The 14,390-nt window shown below is 68.6% G+C and carries 12 protein-coding genes; 3 read left to right on the top strand and 9 right to left on the bottom strand.

Translation table 11 applies throughout. The features are described 5' to 3' along the window. Positions 1–41 precede the first annotated feature (41 nt). On the bottom strand, positions 42–3,578 hold the full coding sequence (locus AC1REK_RS26445) for an indolepyruvate ferredoxin oxidoreductase family protein (RefSeq protein ID WP_492270057.1): 3,537 nt from the start codon (positions 3,576–3,578) through the stop codon (positions 42–44). A 278-nt stretch (positions 3,579–3,856) separates the two neighbouring features. Between AC1REK_RS26445 and AC1REK_RS26440 the strand changes: the two genes are divergently transcribed. Together AC1REK_RS26440 and AC1REK_RS26435 are read left to right on the top strand one after the other, a co-directional pair. Further along, entirely contained in the window at positions 3,857–4,507 is a 651-nt protein-coding gene (locus AC1REK_RS26440) for a DUF1007 family protein (protein WP_316020550.1), read from the top strand. Positions 4,508–4,629: 122 nt separating this feature from the next. Beyond that, the gene (locus tag AC1REK_RS26435; protein ID WP_492270056.1) at positions 4,630–5,625 is read left to right on the top strand and encodes a nickel/cobalt transporter; all 996 of its coding nucleotides are present in this window, start codon (positions 4,630–4,632) and stop codon (positions 5,623–5,625) included. Positions 5,626–5,747: 122 nt separating this feature from the next. Here AC1REK_RS26435 and AC1REK_RS26430 read toward each other — a convergent pair whose 3' ends face one another. The 6 genes from AC1REK_RS26430 to AC1REK_RS26405 all read right to left on the bottom strand — a co-directional run bounded on the left by AC1REK_RS26430 (position 5,748) and on the right by AC1REK_RS26405 (position 11,303). Beyond that, positions 5,748–6,707, bottom strand: a complete 960-nt coding sequence (locus AC1REK_RS26430) for a DUF6454 family protein (RefSeq protein ID WP_492270055.1) — start codon at positions 6,705–6,707, stop codon at positions 5,748–5,750. Positions 6,708–6,815: 108 nt separating this feature from the next. Beyond that, on the bottom strand, positions 6,816–7,199 hold the full coding sequence (locus AC1REK_RS26425) for a nitrile hydratase accessory protein (protein ID WP_316018245.1): 384 nt from the start codon (positions 7,197–7,199) through the stop codon (positions 6,816–6,818). Continuing rightward, positions 7,186–7,845, bottom strand: coding sequence for a nitrile hydratase subunit beta (gene nthB / locus AC1REK_RS26420; protein WP_492270054.1), 660 nt, complete (start codon positions 7,843–7,845; stop codon positions 7,186–7,188). The genes AC1REK_RS26425 and nthB overlap by 14 nt, the downstream gene beginning before the upstream one ends. Beyond that, on the bottom strand, positions 7,842–8,480 hold the full coding sequence (gene nthA / locus AC1REK_RS26415) for a nitrile hydratase subunit alpha (protein WP_492270053.1): 639 nt from the start codon (positions 8,478–8,480) through the stop codon (positions 7,842–7,844). Before nthA ends, nthB begins: the two co-directional genes overlap by 4 nt. A gap of 30 nt (positions 8,481–8,510) precedes the next feature. Next, positions 8,511–9,707: an amidase gene (locus tag AC1REK_RS26410; RefSeq protein ID WP_492270052.1), complete on the bottom strand. Its 1,197-nt coding sequence runs from the start codon at positions 9,705–9,707 to the stop codon at positions 8,511–8,513. Between the two features lie 6 nt (positions 9,708–9,713). After that, positions 9,714–11,303, bottom strand: coding sequence for a gamma-glutamyltransferase family protein (locus AC1REK_RS26405; protein WP_492270051.1), 1,590 nt, complete (start codon positions 11,301–11,303; stop codon positions 9,714–9,716). A 113-nt stretch (positions 11,304–11,416) separates the two neighbouring features. On the opposite strand from AC1REK_RS26405, the gene AC1REK_RS26400 reads away from it, so the two are divergent. Continuing rightward, on the top strand, positions 11,417–11,656 hold the full coding sequence (locus AC1REK_RS26400; protein ID WP_316018250.1) for a hypothetical protein: 240 nt from the start codon (positions 11,417–11,419) through the stop codon (positions 11,654–11,656). Between the two features lie 4 nt (positions 11,657–11,660). On the opposite strand, the gene AC1REK_RS26395 is transcribed toward AC1REK_RS26400, so the two are convergent. Continuing rightward, positions 11,661–12,023 carry a DUF1850 domain-containing protein gene (locus tag AC1REK_RS26395; protein ID WP_492270050.1) on the bottom strand — a complete coding sequence of 121 codons (363 nt, stop codon included), beginning with the start codon at positions 12,021–12,023 and terminating at the stop codon, positions 11,661–11,663. Then, on the bottom strand, positions 12,020–14,329 hold the full coding sequence (locus AC1REK_RS26390) for a TRAP transporter permease (protein WP_327523191.1): 2,310 nt from the start codon (positions 14,327–14,329) through the stop codon (positions 12,020–12,022). The genes AC1REK_RS26395 and AC1REK_RS26390 overlap by 4 nt, the downstream gene beginning before the upstream one ends. Positions 14,330–14,390 lie beyond the last annotated feature (61 nt).

Genomic DNA, 14,390 nt, shown 5'->3' with positions numbered 1-14,390 from the left:
GGAAAGCGGAAGAACCGGGACCGGTCTTGAACGATCGTGCGCTACTCGGCCGCCTTCGGCATGGCGAGCGCCGCCGCCGAACCGTCGCGCAGGCGGGCCAGCAAGTCGGCCTCCTCCGCCTTGGCCTGCTTCAGATGGCGTTCCTTGACATGGCCGAAGCCGCGAATCTTCTCAGGCATCGCGGCGAGGGCGACGCAGAGTGCGTGGTTCTCGGGCTTCAGCTTCGCCAGTATTTCGGCCAGAAGCGCCTCGTAATCGGCGATCAGCTGCCGCTCGGTCCTGCGCTCCTGCGTATAGCCGAAGAGGTCGAAGGCGGTGCCGCGCAGGCCCTTCAGCTTTGAAAGCAGGCCGAAGGCGCCCATCATCCACGGGCCGAAACTCATCTTGCGCGGCAGGCCGGTATTGGGATCGCGCTTGGCGAGCAGCGGCGGCGCGAGATGGAACTCGAAGCGCAGCTTCTCGCCGGAGGCGCTGTCCTGCTCGAAGGTCGCGGCGACCTGCCTGCGGAAGGCCCCGTCGCTGTAAAGCCGCGCGACCTCGTATTCGTCCTTGTAGGCCATCAGCTTGAAGAGATTGCGGGCGACGGCTTCGGCGAGGGCGCTCTGGCCGGGCAGCACCGCCGCCTCCTTCGCGCGGACCTTCTCGACGAGGTCACCATAGCGCGCCGCATAGGCGGCGTTCTGGTAGCCGGTGAGATGCTCGACGCGGCGGGCGATGACCTCGTCCAGCGTCTGCGAGAGTTGGCGGGCCTGCGTCGGGGCCTTCGCCTCCGCGAGCGCGGCGAGCAGGGCGGCCGGATCATGCGCGGCCCGGCGGCCGAGCTCGAAGGCCTGCCGGTTCATCGCCACGGCTTCGCCGTTGAGCTCGATCGCCCTCAGCAGCGCGGCGCGCGAGAGCGGCACGCCGCCATGCTGCCAGGCATAGCCGAGCATGAACATGTTGGCGGCGATGGCATTGCCGAGGAAGGCGACGGCCGCGGCGGTCGCATCGACGAGATGGGTGTGGTCGCGGCCGGAGGCGGCGAGGATCGCCCGTTTCAGCCGTTCGGTCGGCAGCGAGAAATCGGCATTGCGGGTGAAGTCGCCGGGCAGGCTCTCGGCGGTGTTGACGACGACGGTCGAGCCCGGGCGGATCGCGCCCAGCACCTTCTTCGAGCCGGTGACGGTGAGGTCGCAGCCGAGCACGAGATCGGCCTGGCCTGCGGCGACGCGGATGGCGTGGATCTCCTCCGGCGTCGGGGCGAGGCGGACATGGCTGAAGACGGCGCCGCCCTTCTGGGCGAGGCCGGCCATGTCGATCATGCCGCAGCCCTTGCCTTCGAGATGCGCGGCCATGCCGAGGATCGCGCCGATGGTGACGACGCCGGTGCCGCCGACCCCGGTGACGACGACCGCATAATTGCGGTCGAGCACCGGCACCCGCGGCTCGGGGACAGCGCCGCCGCCGAGGGCGGAACTCTCGAGCGAACGCGCCTGCGCCTTCTTCGGCCGTGCGCCGTGCACGGTGACGAAGGAGGGGCAGAAGCCCTTCAGGCAGGAAAAGTCCTTGTTGCAGTTCGACTGGTCGATCTGGCGCTTGCGGCCGAACTCGGTCTCCAGCGGCTGCACCGAGACGCAGTTCGACTGGACGCCGCAATCGCCGCAGCCCTCGCAGACCAGCTCGTTGACGATGACGCGCTTGTCCGGGTCGGGATAGGCGCCGCGCTTGCGCCGGCGGCGCTTCTCGGTGGCGCAGGTCTGGTCGTAGAGCAGCAGCGAGACGCCGGGCGTCGCGGCGAGCTCGCGCTGCACGGCGTCGAGATCCTCGCGATGGTGCAGCGTCGTGCCGGGCGGCCAGAGCGTTCCGGCCGGGTATTTCGTCGGCTCGTCCGAGACGACGGCGATGCGGGCGACGCCTTCGGCCGCGACCTGGCGCGCCATCTGGTCGGGCGTCAGGTGTCCTTCGGCCTGCTGGCCGCCGGTCATCGCCACGGCGTCGTTGTAGAGCAGCTTGTAGGTGATGTTGACGCCGGAGGCGACGGCCCAGCGGATCGCGAGCGAGCCGGAATGGGTGTAGGTGCCGTCGCCGAGATTCTGGAAGATGTGGCCGCGCGTCGAGAACGGGGCCTCGCCGACCCAGTTGGCGCCTTCGCCGCCCATCTGGGTGAAGCCGGCAGTGTCGCGGTCCATCCAGAGCGACATGAAATGGCAGCCGATGCCGGCCGAGGCACGCGAGCCCTCGGGCACGACGGTCGAGGTGTTGTGCGGGCAGCCCGAGCAGAAATAGGGGGTGCGCTTGGCAACCTCCTGCGCCTCGGCGAGCCGGCCCTGGGCGGCGGCGATCACCTCCAGCCGAGCGCGCAGGGCGGGGTCGTCGCGATATTGCAGCAGGCGGGCGCCGAGCGCGATGGCGACATCATTGGGGTCGAGCGCGCCATGGACCGGGAAGAGCCAGTCGCCCTTCTCGTCCTTCTTGCCGACGATCATGGGCTGGTGCGTGGTGCCGTAGAGCTCCTCGCGCAGTTGCACCTCGATCAGCGAGCGCTTCTCCTCGACCACCATGACGAGATCGAGCCCCGCCGCGAACGCCTTCAATTCCTGCGGGTCGAGCGGCCAGGGGCAGGCGACCTTGAACAGGCGGATGCCGAGATCATTGGCCCGGACCTCGTCGAGCCCGAGATCCTCCAGCGCCTGGCGGACGTCGAGATAGGATTTTCCTACCGTGATGATGCCGATGCGCGGCGTTTGTCCGCCCGAGAGGATGGTCTGGTTGAGCCTGTTCGCCCGCAGATAGGCGAGGATCGCCTCGCGCTTGTGGACGTGGAGCCGCTTCTCCTGGTCGAGGAAATCGAGCTCGCGCCTGATGCCGAGCCCGCCCGGCGGCATGACGTAGTCATCGGGCAGCGCGATCTGGACGCGCTCGACCGAGCCGTCGACCGAGGCGGTCGATTCGATGTTGTCCTTGACGCATTTGATGCCGACCCAGACCGAGGCGAAGCGCGAGAGCGCGAAGCCGTGCAGGGCGTAGTCCATGATTTCCTGGACGCCGGCCGGGTTGAGGATCGGCATCATCCGGTCGACCAGGACGAATTCGGTCTGGTGAGCGTTGGTCGAGGATTCGGCGGTGTGGTCGTCGCCGAGCAGGCAGATCACGCCGCCATGGCGCGAGGTGCCGGCCATGTTGGCATGGCGGAAGACGTCGCCGGTGCGGTCGACGCCGGGCCCCTTGCCGTACCAGAGCCCGAACACGCCGTCATGCTTGCCCTCGCCGGAGAGCTCAGCCTGCTGCGTGCCCCAGATCGCGGTCGCCGCAAGATCCTCGTTGAGCCCGGGCTGGAAGACGATGTCCGCAGCCTTGAGCTGCTTGCCGGCGCGGGCGAGCTGCTGGTCGAGCCCGCCGAGCGGGGAGCCGCGATAGCCGGAGACGAACCCCGCGGTGTTCAGCCCGGCGCGCCGGTCGCGCTCGCGCTGGACCAGCAGCATGCGGGCGATGGCCTGCGTGCCCGTCAGAAAGATCTGCTGCTTCGAAAGGTCGTATTTGTCGTCGAGCGCGACGGCGCGGAGCGCATCGGTCCCGGAGTTCTGCTGCGTCTCGGCCATGAACGACCTCCCGAAGATCGAACCCCGCAGGGATTATGGGGACGGTATCGCCGGCCTCCAACCCGTTGTTATGTCAGTATTGCTGTCATACCGCCGGGGTGCCGTCAAATCAGTCTGGTGCAATTCCAGACTGCGCCAATGTCGTGCGCGCCGCGATTTGGCCGCCTTTGCGGGGGAAGGCTGGGCAGGTCTCGCAGCCGATTGCGGGCTAGGCGCAAAGCGCGCGTTTTTGTTAGCATGCGCTGCCGATTCCGCCGCAGATTCGAGGAAATGCCACCGTGCCGCGTCGCCAGACCGGATCGCTCGCGCTCTGCGCCATCATCGCCTCGCTCGGCCTCGCGCTGCCGGCCATGGCGCATCCGCACGTCTTCGTGACCTCGCGCACCGAGATCATCTACACGCCCGACGGCGCGGTGCAGGCGCTGCGCCATCGCTGGAGCTTCGACGAGGCCTATTCGGCCTATATGGTCCAGGGGCTCGACAAGAACGGCGACGGCAAGCTGACGCCGGACGAGCTGGCCGAGCTCGCCAAGGTCAACATCGAATCGCTGCCGGATGTCGATTTCTTCACCACTGCAAAGGCGAACGGCAAGGCGCAGGAATTCGGCAAGCCGGGGGAAGAAGGGCTGGTCTACGAGAACAAGGTGCTGACCCTGACCTTCACCCTGCCGCTCAAGACGCCGGCCGTCGCCAACCGCTCCTTCGGCATCGAGATCGGCGATCCCACCTATTTCGTCGCCTTCGAGGTCGCCGCCGAGGCCGATGCGGTGACGACGCGCGATGCCCCGAAGGGCTGCGTCGTCCGGGTCATGCGTCCGCCCAAGCTCGATACGGCGACGCAGCAGCGCCTGGCTCAGGAAGACATCACCGCGACGCCGGACATGAGCGCCTACGTGGTCACGACGCGCGCCTTGGTGGCATGTCCCTGAGTCCAACTTCTCTCAGCCCTCATCCTGAGGAGCCGCGTAGCGGTGTCTCGAAGGATGTTCCAGAGCGCGCTGGAGCATCCTTCGAGACGCAAGGCTTACGCCTTGCTCCTCAGGATGAGGGCTTGAAGGAGGGAAGGACAGGGCTTTCCCGAATCGGCGTCGCCGTGCTCGCGCTCGCACTGGTCGCCGGCGCGCTTGGGCTGGTCGCCTGGCTGCTCAGCCTCTATTTTCCGCCGCCGCCCCCGCCGCCGCGCAACCCGTTCGGTACGGCGCTGCCGCGCGAGGCGCTGCCGGCGACCTCGGGCCTCGGCGCGGTCATCCTCGCCTGGCAGTCGAGCTTCTATCGCGAGCTGACCGCGACGCTGAAGGCGATCGCGCAGTCGCCGGCCGCACTGCCGGCGCTGCTCGGCCTCGCCTTCGGCTATGGCGTCTTCCACGCTGCCGGTCCCGGCCATGGCAAGGCGGTGATCTCGGGCTATATCGTCGCCGATAATCGCAGCCTGCGGCGCGGGCTGGGGCTGAGCTTCGCGGCGGCGCTCGTCCAGGCGCTGGTCGCGATCGGGCTGGTCGGGACCCTCACCCTCGCGCTGAACGCGACGGCGAAGACCATGGCTTCGACGACGCGGGTGATCGAGCTCGGCAGCTTCGCGCTGGTCGCGCTGGTCGGGCTCTACGTGCTCTGGCGCAAGGCCGGGAGCTTCGTCGCGCTCGGCGGCGGCGCGGCGCACGACCCGGCATCCTGCGACCATGTCCACATGCCCGGGCCGGACGAGATCTCGCGCCTGCGTTCCTTCCGCGAGATGGCGGGAGTCGTGCTGGCGGCCGGGCTGCGGCCTTGCGCGGGGGCGCTGATCATCCTCGTCTTCGCCAATGCGCAAGGCCTGCTCTGGGCCGGCATCGCCGCGACCTTCGCCATGGCGCTCGGCACGGCGCTGACCACCGGGGCGCTGGCGGCGGTCGCGGTGTTCTTCAAGTTCGCGGCGCTGCGCCTCGCCGGCGGCGGTTCGCTCGCGGGCGTGCGCATCATCGCCGGGCTCGAGGTGCTGGCGGCGGCCTTTGTCGCCGTGCTCGGCGCCGCCCTGCTCTTCGGCCTCTGGGCGGCCGGGCAGGGCAGCTGATCACACCGTCATGCTCGCCCTTGTGGCGAGCATCCACGCCTTGAACGCTGCGCGTGGCGAAGGAAGACGTGGATGGCCGGGACAAGCCCGACCATGACGAAACAGGCGGCGTGAAATCAGACCTACTTCACCGCCGCCTCGAAGGTGAACAGCGTCGACTTGTCGTCGTCCGGCATGAAATAGGCGCGCACGCCTTCGGCCGTGGGCTCGACCCAGAACGGGTTCTGCGTCATCGGCAGCCCCGAGGTCGGCGACCAGAGCTCGACCGGCACCTGATAGACCGGCCTGTTGTCCTTGAGGTCGACGATCTCGAGCCCGCCGAGGCGGAAGACCGGGCCGTCCTTCGTCGTCCGGTAGGCGTTGAGGCCCGAGCAGAGCATCCGGCTCATGCCGATATAGTGGCAGTCCTGATAGTCGATGTAGAGCGCGGGATTGGCGACGCGCAGCGCTTCGGGCGCCGTCGCCGCATTGGTTACCCTGCCCTCGCCGTCGAGAGGCCATTTGTAGAAGCGGCGCGAGCCCCAGCTGACGCCGTGCAGCGACTTGTCGTCGGTGTTGTGGACGATGCCGCCGACATGGTCCTTGAAGCGGAAGACCTCGGTCGCCTTCAGCGTCGCCGGGTCGACCCTGTAGACGATCGACTGGCTGTTCGGCCGGTACTCGGCGACGGGGACCCAGATGTCCTTGCCGTCGAAGTCGATGCCGCCGGGGTGGTAGATCGAACCCTCGCCGAGTGTGATGCTGCCGAGCAGCCTGCCCTGCGCATCGACCTTGAAGAGATGGCCGGTGCCTTCGCCGGTATCGCGGTCATAGCCGTCCTGCGGGGTGGGATAGCGGGTGGTCGGCTTCTTGATCTCGACCGAGGAGATGAAGAAGGCACCGCCGACCTTGACCATGCCCTGGGGATGGTGCGTCGGGAACTGCAGTTCGACCGCCGCCTTTTGCGTCCATTGCGTGCCGCGGGTCAGCTTCGGGATCAGGGTGTTGAGGGCCGGGTCGGCCGCATGGGCCGGCTGGCTCGTGGCCGGAATGGACAGGGCCGCCGCGGCCAGGGCGGTCAGGCCGGCGAGAACCGTCTTCATGCTGCGTCCCTCCCGTTTTCGCTTCGTCGCGCGAAGCGGTTCTGCGAAGCTCCGGCCTCGTGCCGGGCCGGCAATACGGCGATGTGACGGTGAAGAACGGCGTCGGCCTCAGCGTTGCGGGTCGTTCTCCAGCAGGATCGGCTTGCCGTGCGGGGTCGCCTCTGCGGCCCGTTCCCAGGCGGCGCTGCGGGCGTCGACGCCCTCATGGCTCGCCAGGCCCTTCTCGATCAGCAGATGCTCGAGCGCCTCGCACCAGCGCTCGTAGTAATCGGAGCCATCGCGGCAGCCGCCGGCAGCGAGCGCCTCGCGGATCTCGGCGCCGAGCGCCTGCGCCCATTCATCGGCGGTGAAGATGCCGCGATTCTGCAGGGCGACGACCAAAGCGAAGGCCTGCGCCTGCCAGGGCTCGGCGAAGATCGGCCCCTCGGCGTCGCGCGGGATCGGCGTATCGGCGGCGAGCGCCGCGGCGAGATCGTGCTCAGGCCGGCTCAAGATAGCTTTCCCAGGCTTCGATGCTGACGCTGGAATTGGGATCGGCATCGCGGCCCCAGAGCTCGGGGCCGGTGAAGACGACCGTATAGAGCCATTGCGCCGTCTCCGGTGCGCCATGGGCGCCGGTGTCCGGGAAGACATGGCAGCCGGTGACGCGCTCGACCATACCCTGCTTGCCGCGGGCATAGCGCGGCAGGCGGGTATGGTGCTGCGGGTGCATGACGATGGTGCGGACCTTGTCGCCGACCTTGAAGCGCGCCGGGGCGGCCGCTTCGCGCTCATAAGGAAAGCCGCGGCGCAGCACGGCGGGGACATCGGTCCCTTTCAGGACCCGCTTCGGCGTGGCGCCGGTGCCGCCGGAGGCGCCGCTGTCGAGTTCGGCAGGGGTCGCGAAGCCGTGCCGCTGCAGCACCGTGCGCAGGCCCTCGTACCAGATCTCGTAATAGGTGAGGGACAGGTAGTCGGCCGGCGGGATGGCCTCGCGCGCATGGCGGATCTCGTCGATCGTCCAGTGTCCCATGGCGCCGGCGGCGACGTTGAGCGCCAGCATCCGCGCTTCCCAATTGGCGTGGAAGATCGGTTCGTTCGGCTCGGGGAGAACCGGGCCGAAGCCCATCTGGCCGCCGAGATCCTGCCCGCCGTTCATGACCGCGCTCCCGCCTGCAGCAGGCCGACGCCGATCATCGAGTCGCGCGTGACGATCTCCGCCAGCTCTTCCTCGGACCAGCCCTCGGTGCCTGCCGGGCGCTGCGGCACGACGATGAAGCGGGTCTCGGCGGTCGAATCCCAGACGCGGATCCGCTGGCCTTCCGGCAGGGTGACGCCGAAATCGGCCAGGGTGCCTCGCGGGTCGATCACCGCCTTGGCGCGGTAGGGCGGCGACTTGTACCAGACCGGCGGCAGGCCGAGCACCGGCCAAGGATAGCAGGAGCACAGGGTGCAGACGATGAGGTTGTGCTCCTCCGGCGTGTTGAACACCGCGACGATGTGCTCGCCGCCGCGCCCGCCATAGCCGAGTTCGGCCACGGCGGCGGTGCCGTCCTGCTTCAGGCGCTGCGCATAGGCAGGGTCGCTCCACGCCTTGGCGACGACGCGGGCGCCGTTGCGCGGGCCGACCTTGGTCTCATAGGTCTCGACGATGGCGTCGAGCGCCGCCGGGTCGACATAGCCCTTTTCGACCAGCAGCGATTCCAAGGCCTTCACCCGCGCCTCGATCGACGTGAAATGATTGTCGTGCTCGTGGTCATGATCGTGGTGATGATGGTGGTCATGGCCGCTCATCGCCGCCTCCTCCTCATGCCCGTCTGATCGTCACGCCAGCCTGATCCTGGCAGCCCGCTCGATCCTCACCGCGAAGGCGACCAGCGACTTGTCCGAGCCCCTGGGCCCGATCACCGACAGCCCGAGCGGGGCATCGTCGCGATAGGCGACCGGAATCGAAATCTGCGGGAAACCCGAAAGCCCGGCAAGGCAGAGCAGACGCAGGGCCCGGTTGCGGAAATCATCGAGCTCGCTCTCGCCGGCGCTGACCAAAGGCGCGATGTCCGGCACGGTCGGCAGCAGCAGCACGCCGTCCTGGCCGAGCAGCTTGGCGAGCTTGGCGCGGAAGTTGCGGCGGACGGTGTCGCCGCGCGCGACCTCGGCGTCGCTGACCGAGCGGCCGAAGGCGAAGCGCTCGGCGACGCCCGGGCCGAGCGGCGGGGCGAAGCGCTCGATCATCGGCCCGTCGGCCGTCCAGGCCTCGCGGCCCTGGAGCCAGCGAAAGGCCCAGTAGAGCGCGTCCATGTCGCGCACGGCCCGGACGCTTTCGGGCTGGCCGAGCAGCGGCACGAAGCGCTGGACGGCATTGCGCAGGATGCGCTCGGCCTCCGGTACGGCCTGGGCGAAGAGGTCGTCGGCAAGCAGCAGCCGCGGCCGTTCCGGAAGGGTGGTGCGGTCCTTGCCGAACAGGACATTGGCGACGCGGGCGAAGGTCTCGCCGTCACGGGCGAAGAAGCCGGCGGTGTCGAAGCTCTCCGCCAGCGGCCAGGTCCGCTTCAGCGAGAGGCGGCCATGGCTCGGGCGGATGCCGAACAGCCCGCCATAGCTCGCCGGCGCGCGCACCGAGCCGCCGGTATCGGAGCCGAGCGCGATGTCGGCGAGGCGCCCGGCGACCGCCGCCATCGAGCCGGAGGAGGAGCCTCCGGTGATCCGCTCCGGCGCTGCCGGATTCACGGGAGAGCCGAAATGCGCGTTCTTGCCGTTGAGCGAGAAGGCGAGCTCGTCGGTATGGGTCTTGCCGACGAAGCGGGCGCCGGCAACGAGCAGAGCCTTCACCACCGGGGCCGTGCGGGTCTTGACGCCGGACTGCGCCAGCACGGTCGGTGAGCCCGCTCCGGTCGGGTAGCCCTTGACGTCGAACAGGTCCTTGACCGCCAGGGTCAGGCCCGTGAGCGGGCCGGAGGAGGCGTGCTTCACCGGCGCCTGCGGATAGGGAACGAAGCAGCGGAACGGATCGTCCTCGATCATGGCCTGTCAGATCCCCCTGGCATCACCGTCGGAACGCGGGTCATGCGTGGCCTCAACATGGCCCTTCTGGTGCTTCACCAGCATGCCGGCATGGCCGAACTGGTCGGAATAGGCCTCGCTGTATTCCTCGACCGGGTGCCCGGCGGCGGTCAGCCGCGCCAGCAGCATCGGGTCGAACCGGCTTTCCAGCTTGAGCGAGATCGAGCCGGCGCCCCAGGTCCGGCCGAACAGCCAGCGCGGCGCGTCGACGGCGTCGGCGACGCTCTGGCCGAAACGGTAGCGCGACAGGATCTGGGCCTGGAACTGCGGCTGGCCGTCGCCGCCCATCGCGCCATAGCTCATGATCCGGCCGTCGTCGAAGCGCGCCAGCGGCGGGTTGAGCGTATGGAAGGGCTTGCGGCCCGGGGTCAGGGGATTCAGCGCCTTGGCGTCGAGCGAGAAGGCGAGGCCGCGATTCTGCCAATTGATGCCGGTCTTCGGCAGGATGCAGCCCGAGCCGTATTCCCAGTAGATCGACTGGATATAGGAGACAGCGAGGCCGGAGCCGTCGATCGCGCCCATCCAGACAGTGTCGCCCTCGCCGGGCCGGAACGGCCAGCTCGCGGCGCGCTTGCGGTCGATCTTCTGCGCCTCGCGGGCAAGGACCGCCTCGCTCAGCAGGCTCGCCGGATCCATGGTCATGAAGGCGGGGTCGGTGATCACCTGGTCGCGCAGCGCCAGCGCGCGCTTCACCGCCTCGACCAGCCCGTGATGATGATCGAAGCCCTCGGCCCGGGCGACGCCGAGCTTCTCGAAGATGCCGAGGATCAGGAGCGCCGCCAGCCCTTGTGTCGGCGGCGGGAAGTTGTAGGCGGTCAGCCCTGGCAGCTTCAGCGACAGCGGCTGGACCGCGCGTGCCCGGAAGGCCTCGAGATCGGCGCGGGTGATCGGCGCGCCGAGGCGCTCGAGGTCGTCGGCGAGCTCGCGGCCGATATCGCCGCGGTAGAAATCGTCGAGCCCGGCATGGGCCAGTTGCTCGAAGGTCGCGCCGAGCGTCCGGGGCTTGCGCCGGTCGCCGGCCTTGGGGCGCTCGCCACCCGGCCAGAAGAAATCGCTGAAGCCCGGCGCGGCCTTCACCGCATCGACCTCCTGCGGCCAGGTGCGAAGCTCGGACGCCGAGATGTCATAGCCTTCGGTGCAATGGCGGATGGCGTCGGCCAGAAGGTCCTTCAGCGGGATGCGGCCGCCGAGGCTCTGCGCGAGCGCGAGCGCCGCCTGCCAGCCGCCGATCGCGCCGGCAACCGTGATCGCAGCATCGGCGCCACGGGAGGGCAAGGTGTCATAGCCCTTCTCGCGGTAGCGCTCGATCGTCGCGAGCGATCCGGCGCCGCCGCAGGCCTCGATGGCGTGGACCTTGCCACCGGGCTCGTGCACCAGCCAGAAGCCGTCGCCGCCGATCGCGTTCATGTGCGGGTAGACCACCGAAATGGTCGCCGCCATGGCGACCATGGCCTCGATGGCATTGCCGCCTTCAGCAAGGATCGCCTGGCCGGCCTGCGAAGCGAGATGATGGGGAGCGGCGACCGCCGCGCTGGCGAAGACGGGAGAGTCGGGCATCAGGCTCTTTTCATTCGGGGTAGCGGTGACCATTTGCCGATCGGGCGCGATTTTGTTGCATGCCGGCGCCGCCTAGGCTAGGCGGTCTTCGCATGGGTCCGAGGAATGGAAGCATGGCCGCAGGGCGTACCAACTGGCGCAACATGATCCTGGTGATCTCGTTGGCGATTCTGATCGGGGTTGAGCTCTTCGGTGTAGCCCTCGCTTCGGGCTGGGCGCTCGCCGGCATGTTCGAGCTCGGCCACGTCGTCGCTTATGTGCTGATGGTGCTGTTCTCGGGCTTTGCGGCCTATGGGATGCTCGTCTTCATGCGCCGCGTCGTGAAGGTCGAGCGCCTCACCACCCGCAGCTGAGCCCTCACGGGCAGGGCTTCAGCACCACCGGATCGGCCTCGGCCGGAACCAGCTCCGCCATCGCACGGCAGGAATTTCCGACGCAGACGCGCCAGTCGGCCGTGGCGCCGGAACGCCGCATCACGACCTCTCGCAGCGCCGGCAGCTTTGGCCGCCAGCGCCAGAAGCCGCCTTCCAGCCTCGCCCCTTCCGGCGGGTCCATGCCGGCGCCCGAGCCCTGAACCCGCGCCTCGGCGAGGACGAGCCCGTCCGGGCTCTCCTGCCAGAGCTCTTCCCAAAGCGTCTTCTCGACCGAATGGCGCCAGGCGAGGGTGATCTCGCCGGCGCCCAGCGACACGAGCAGCGCGCCGGCGGCGAGGCAGATCACGCCGCCTGCCGCCCTGCCATGCGTGCGCGCCAGACATGCTGGGCGATGATCGCAGCCGCCAGCGCAAAGCCGATCTCGTCGGTGATCGGGACGGCCGCGACGAGCAGTCCGGCCGCCAGGGCGGCGAGCACGCGCTCCCAGAGCGTCAGCGGCCGCACGAGATAGCCGACGAAGGCCGTGCCCCAGAGCACCATGGCGAGCGTCGCCTTGATCACGATGTAGGCGACGGCGAGCCAGTAGCCGGCGCCAGAGAGGCCGGCGACCGGTTGCAGCATCAGTGTCGGGTCATAGACCGCCATATAGGGCACGACGAAGCCGGGCAGCGCGATCTTCACCGCCTGCACGCCGATCTTCATGCCGGAGACCTTGGCCATCGGCGCGGCAGCGAAGGCTGCGAGCGCGACCGGCGGCGTCAGGTCGGCCATGATGCCGAAATAGAAGACGAACATGTGGCTGACGATCAGCGGCACGTCGAGCTGCAGCAGGATCGGCGCCGCCAGCGAGGAGGTGATGATGTAGTTCGGGATGGTCGGGATGCCCATGCCGAGGATCAGGCTGAAGATCATCGTCAGGACGAGGGCGAGGAACATCGAGTTCTTGCCGATGCCGATCAGCCAGGACCCGAAGATCGTGCCGAGGCCGGTCAGGGTCATGGTGCCGATGACGATGCCGACCAGCGCGCAGGCAAGACCAACCGGCAGGGCCTGGCGGGCGCCGTCGGCCAGCGCCTCGATGCAGGATTGCAGGACCTCGCGGCCGCCGCGGCCGCGCAGCACGTTCCAGATCACGAGGGCGAGCACGACCATCAGCACGGTCGCCATGCTGATCGTCATCGAGGCCGCCGAGATCAGCGCGAAGCCGACCCAGAAGACGATGCGCAAGGCGGGCGTAGCGAGCCCGGCAGAGACTGCCAGGGCGAGGATCAGCGCGACCGTCAATGCGAGACCGATGGCACCGGCGAAAAGCGGGGTGAAGCCGGCGAAGAGCAGGTAGACCAGCACCAGCAGCGGCGCGATCAGGTACCAGTTCTTGCGGATCTCGGCGCGGGCGCTCGGCAGCTGCGCCTTCGGCAGGCCGTGCAGGCCGAGCTTGCCGGCTTCCAGATGCACCGCCCAGTAGCAGGCGGCGAAATAGAGCAGCGCCGGGATGATCGCCGCCTCGACGATCTTCGAATAGGGCACGTCGATGGTCTCGGCCATGATGAAGGCGACGGCGCCCATCACCGGCGGCATGATCTGGCCGCCCATCGAGGAGGTCGCCTCGACGCCGCCCGCGAAGGCGCCGTTGAAGCCCGAGCGCTTCATCAGCGGGATGGTGAACTGCCCGGACGCGACGACATTGGCGACGCCGGAGCCCGAGACAGTGCCCATCAGGGCGGAGGAGGCGACGCAGACCTTGCCCGGCCCGCCCTGCTTGCCGCCGAACACCGCCATGGAGAGATCGTTGAAGAAGTCGATGACGCCGGCCCGCTCCATGAAGGCGCCGAACAGGATGAACAGGAAGATGAAGGTGGCGGAGACCGCGGTCGGCGTGGCGTAGAGGCCCTCGGTGCCGAAGGCCATCTGCTCGATCACCTGCTCCAGGCTGTAGCCGCGATGGTCATAAGGCGCGGGCAGGTAGTTGCCGAACAGGCAATAGGCCAGGAAGGTGCCGGCAACGAGCGGCAGGGCGATGCCCATGGCGCGCCAGACCAGGAGGAAGAGCACGACGAGCGCGCCGATGCCGACGACCATGTCGGCATGGGTCAGCTCGCCGGCGCGGTTCACCAGCTCGTTATAGTTCCACCAGTGGTAGAGGCCGATGGCGAAGCCGAGCACGCCGACGGCCCACCAGAAGGCCCGTGCCGGCGGCGAGGTCTCGTCGGCATTGGCGAGCAGGCCGCAGGCGGTCAGGCTGAGGAAGCCGACATGCAGGGTGCGCAGCACCTGGTTCGGCAAGGTGCCGGTATAGAGCGTCACCAGCTCGAAGGCGCCGAACAGGGCGAGGAAGGCGAGCACCGCCTCGAGATTAAGGCGGCCGCGGGCGGCGCCGAGCAGGATCCAGCCGAGCCAGAGCGCGAACGCGACGCGGATCAGCTGGATCGGGGTAAGCCAGGAGATCGAGGGGATGATCCGGAAATCGAGCGGGATGCCGAAGGCGGTGACGATCTGGAAGGCCGAGAAGGCGACCGCGATCCAGAACAGCAGACGGCCTTTCCAGCCCTGGCCGAAGGTCGCCGGCAGGCCATGCTCGGGATCGTAGGGAGCTGCCTGAGGAGCGCCTGCGATATCCGGTATGGCGAGGGGCCTGCTGGCTTGCGTGCTCATCGGCTGCTTCCCGTCATCGTCGCGCTCGCAGCGCGATCTTGGCTTTTGGCTTCGTCAAAAA

The sequence above is a fragment of the Allobosea sp. GW823-FHT02B03 genome, from assembly GCF_058797755.1.
This window is presented reverse-complemented; position numbering and strand designations above follow the sequence as displayed.

What these genes read in the sequence shown, in the direction of transcription:
- AC1REK_RS26445 (WP_492270057.1), bottom strand. Translation starts at nt 3,578, where the DNA reads ATGGCCGAGACGCAGCAGAACTCCGGGACCGATGCGCTCCGCGCCGTC.
- AC1REK_RS26430 (WP_492270055.1), bottom strand. Translation starts at nt 6,707, where the DNA reads ATGAAGACGGTTCTCGCCGGCCTGACCGCCCTGGCCGCGGCGGCCCTG.
- nthB (WP_492270054.1), bottom strand. Translation starts at nt 7,845, where the DNA reads ATGAACGGCGGGCAGGATCTCGGCGGCCAGATGGGCTTCGGCCCGGTT.
- nthA (WP_492270053.1), bottom strand. Translation starts at nt 8,480, where the DNA reads ATGAGCGGCCATGACCACCATCATCACCACGATCATGACCACGAGCAC.
- AC1REK_RS26410 (WP_492270052.1), bottom strand. Translation starts at nt 9,707, where the DNA reads ATGATCGAGGACGATCCGTTCCGCTGCTTCGTTCCCTATCCGCAGGCG.
- AC1REK_RS26405 (WP_492270051.1), bottom strand. Translation starts at nt 11,303, where the DNA reads ATGCCCGACTCTCCCGTCTTCGCCAGCGCGGCGGTCGCCGCTCCCCAT.
- AC1REK_RS26400 (WP_316018250.1), top strand. Translation starts at nt 11,417, where the DNA reads ATGGCCGCAGGGCGTACCAACTGGCGCAACATGATCCTGGTGATCTCG.
- AC1REK_RS26390 (WP_327523191.1), bottom strand. Translation starts at nt 14,329, where the DNA reads ATGAGCACGCAAGCCAGCAGGCCCCTCGCCATACCGGATATCGCAGGC.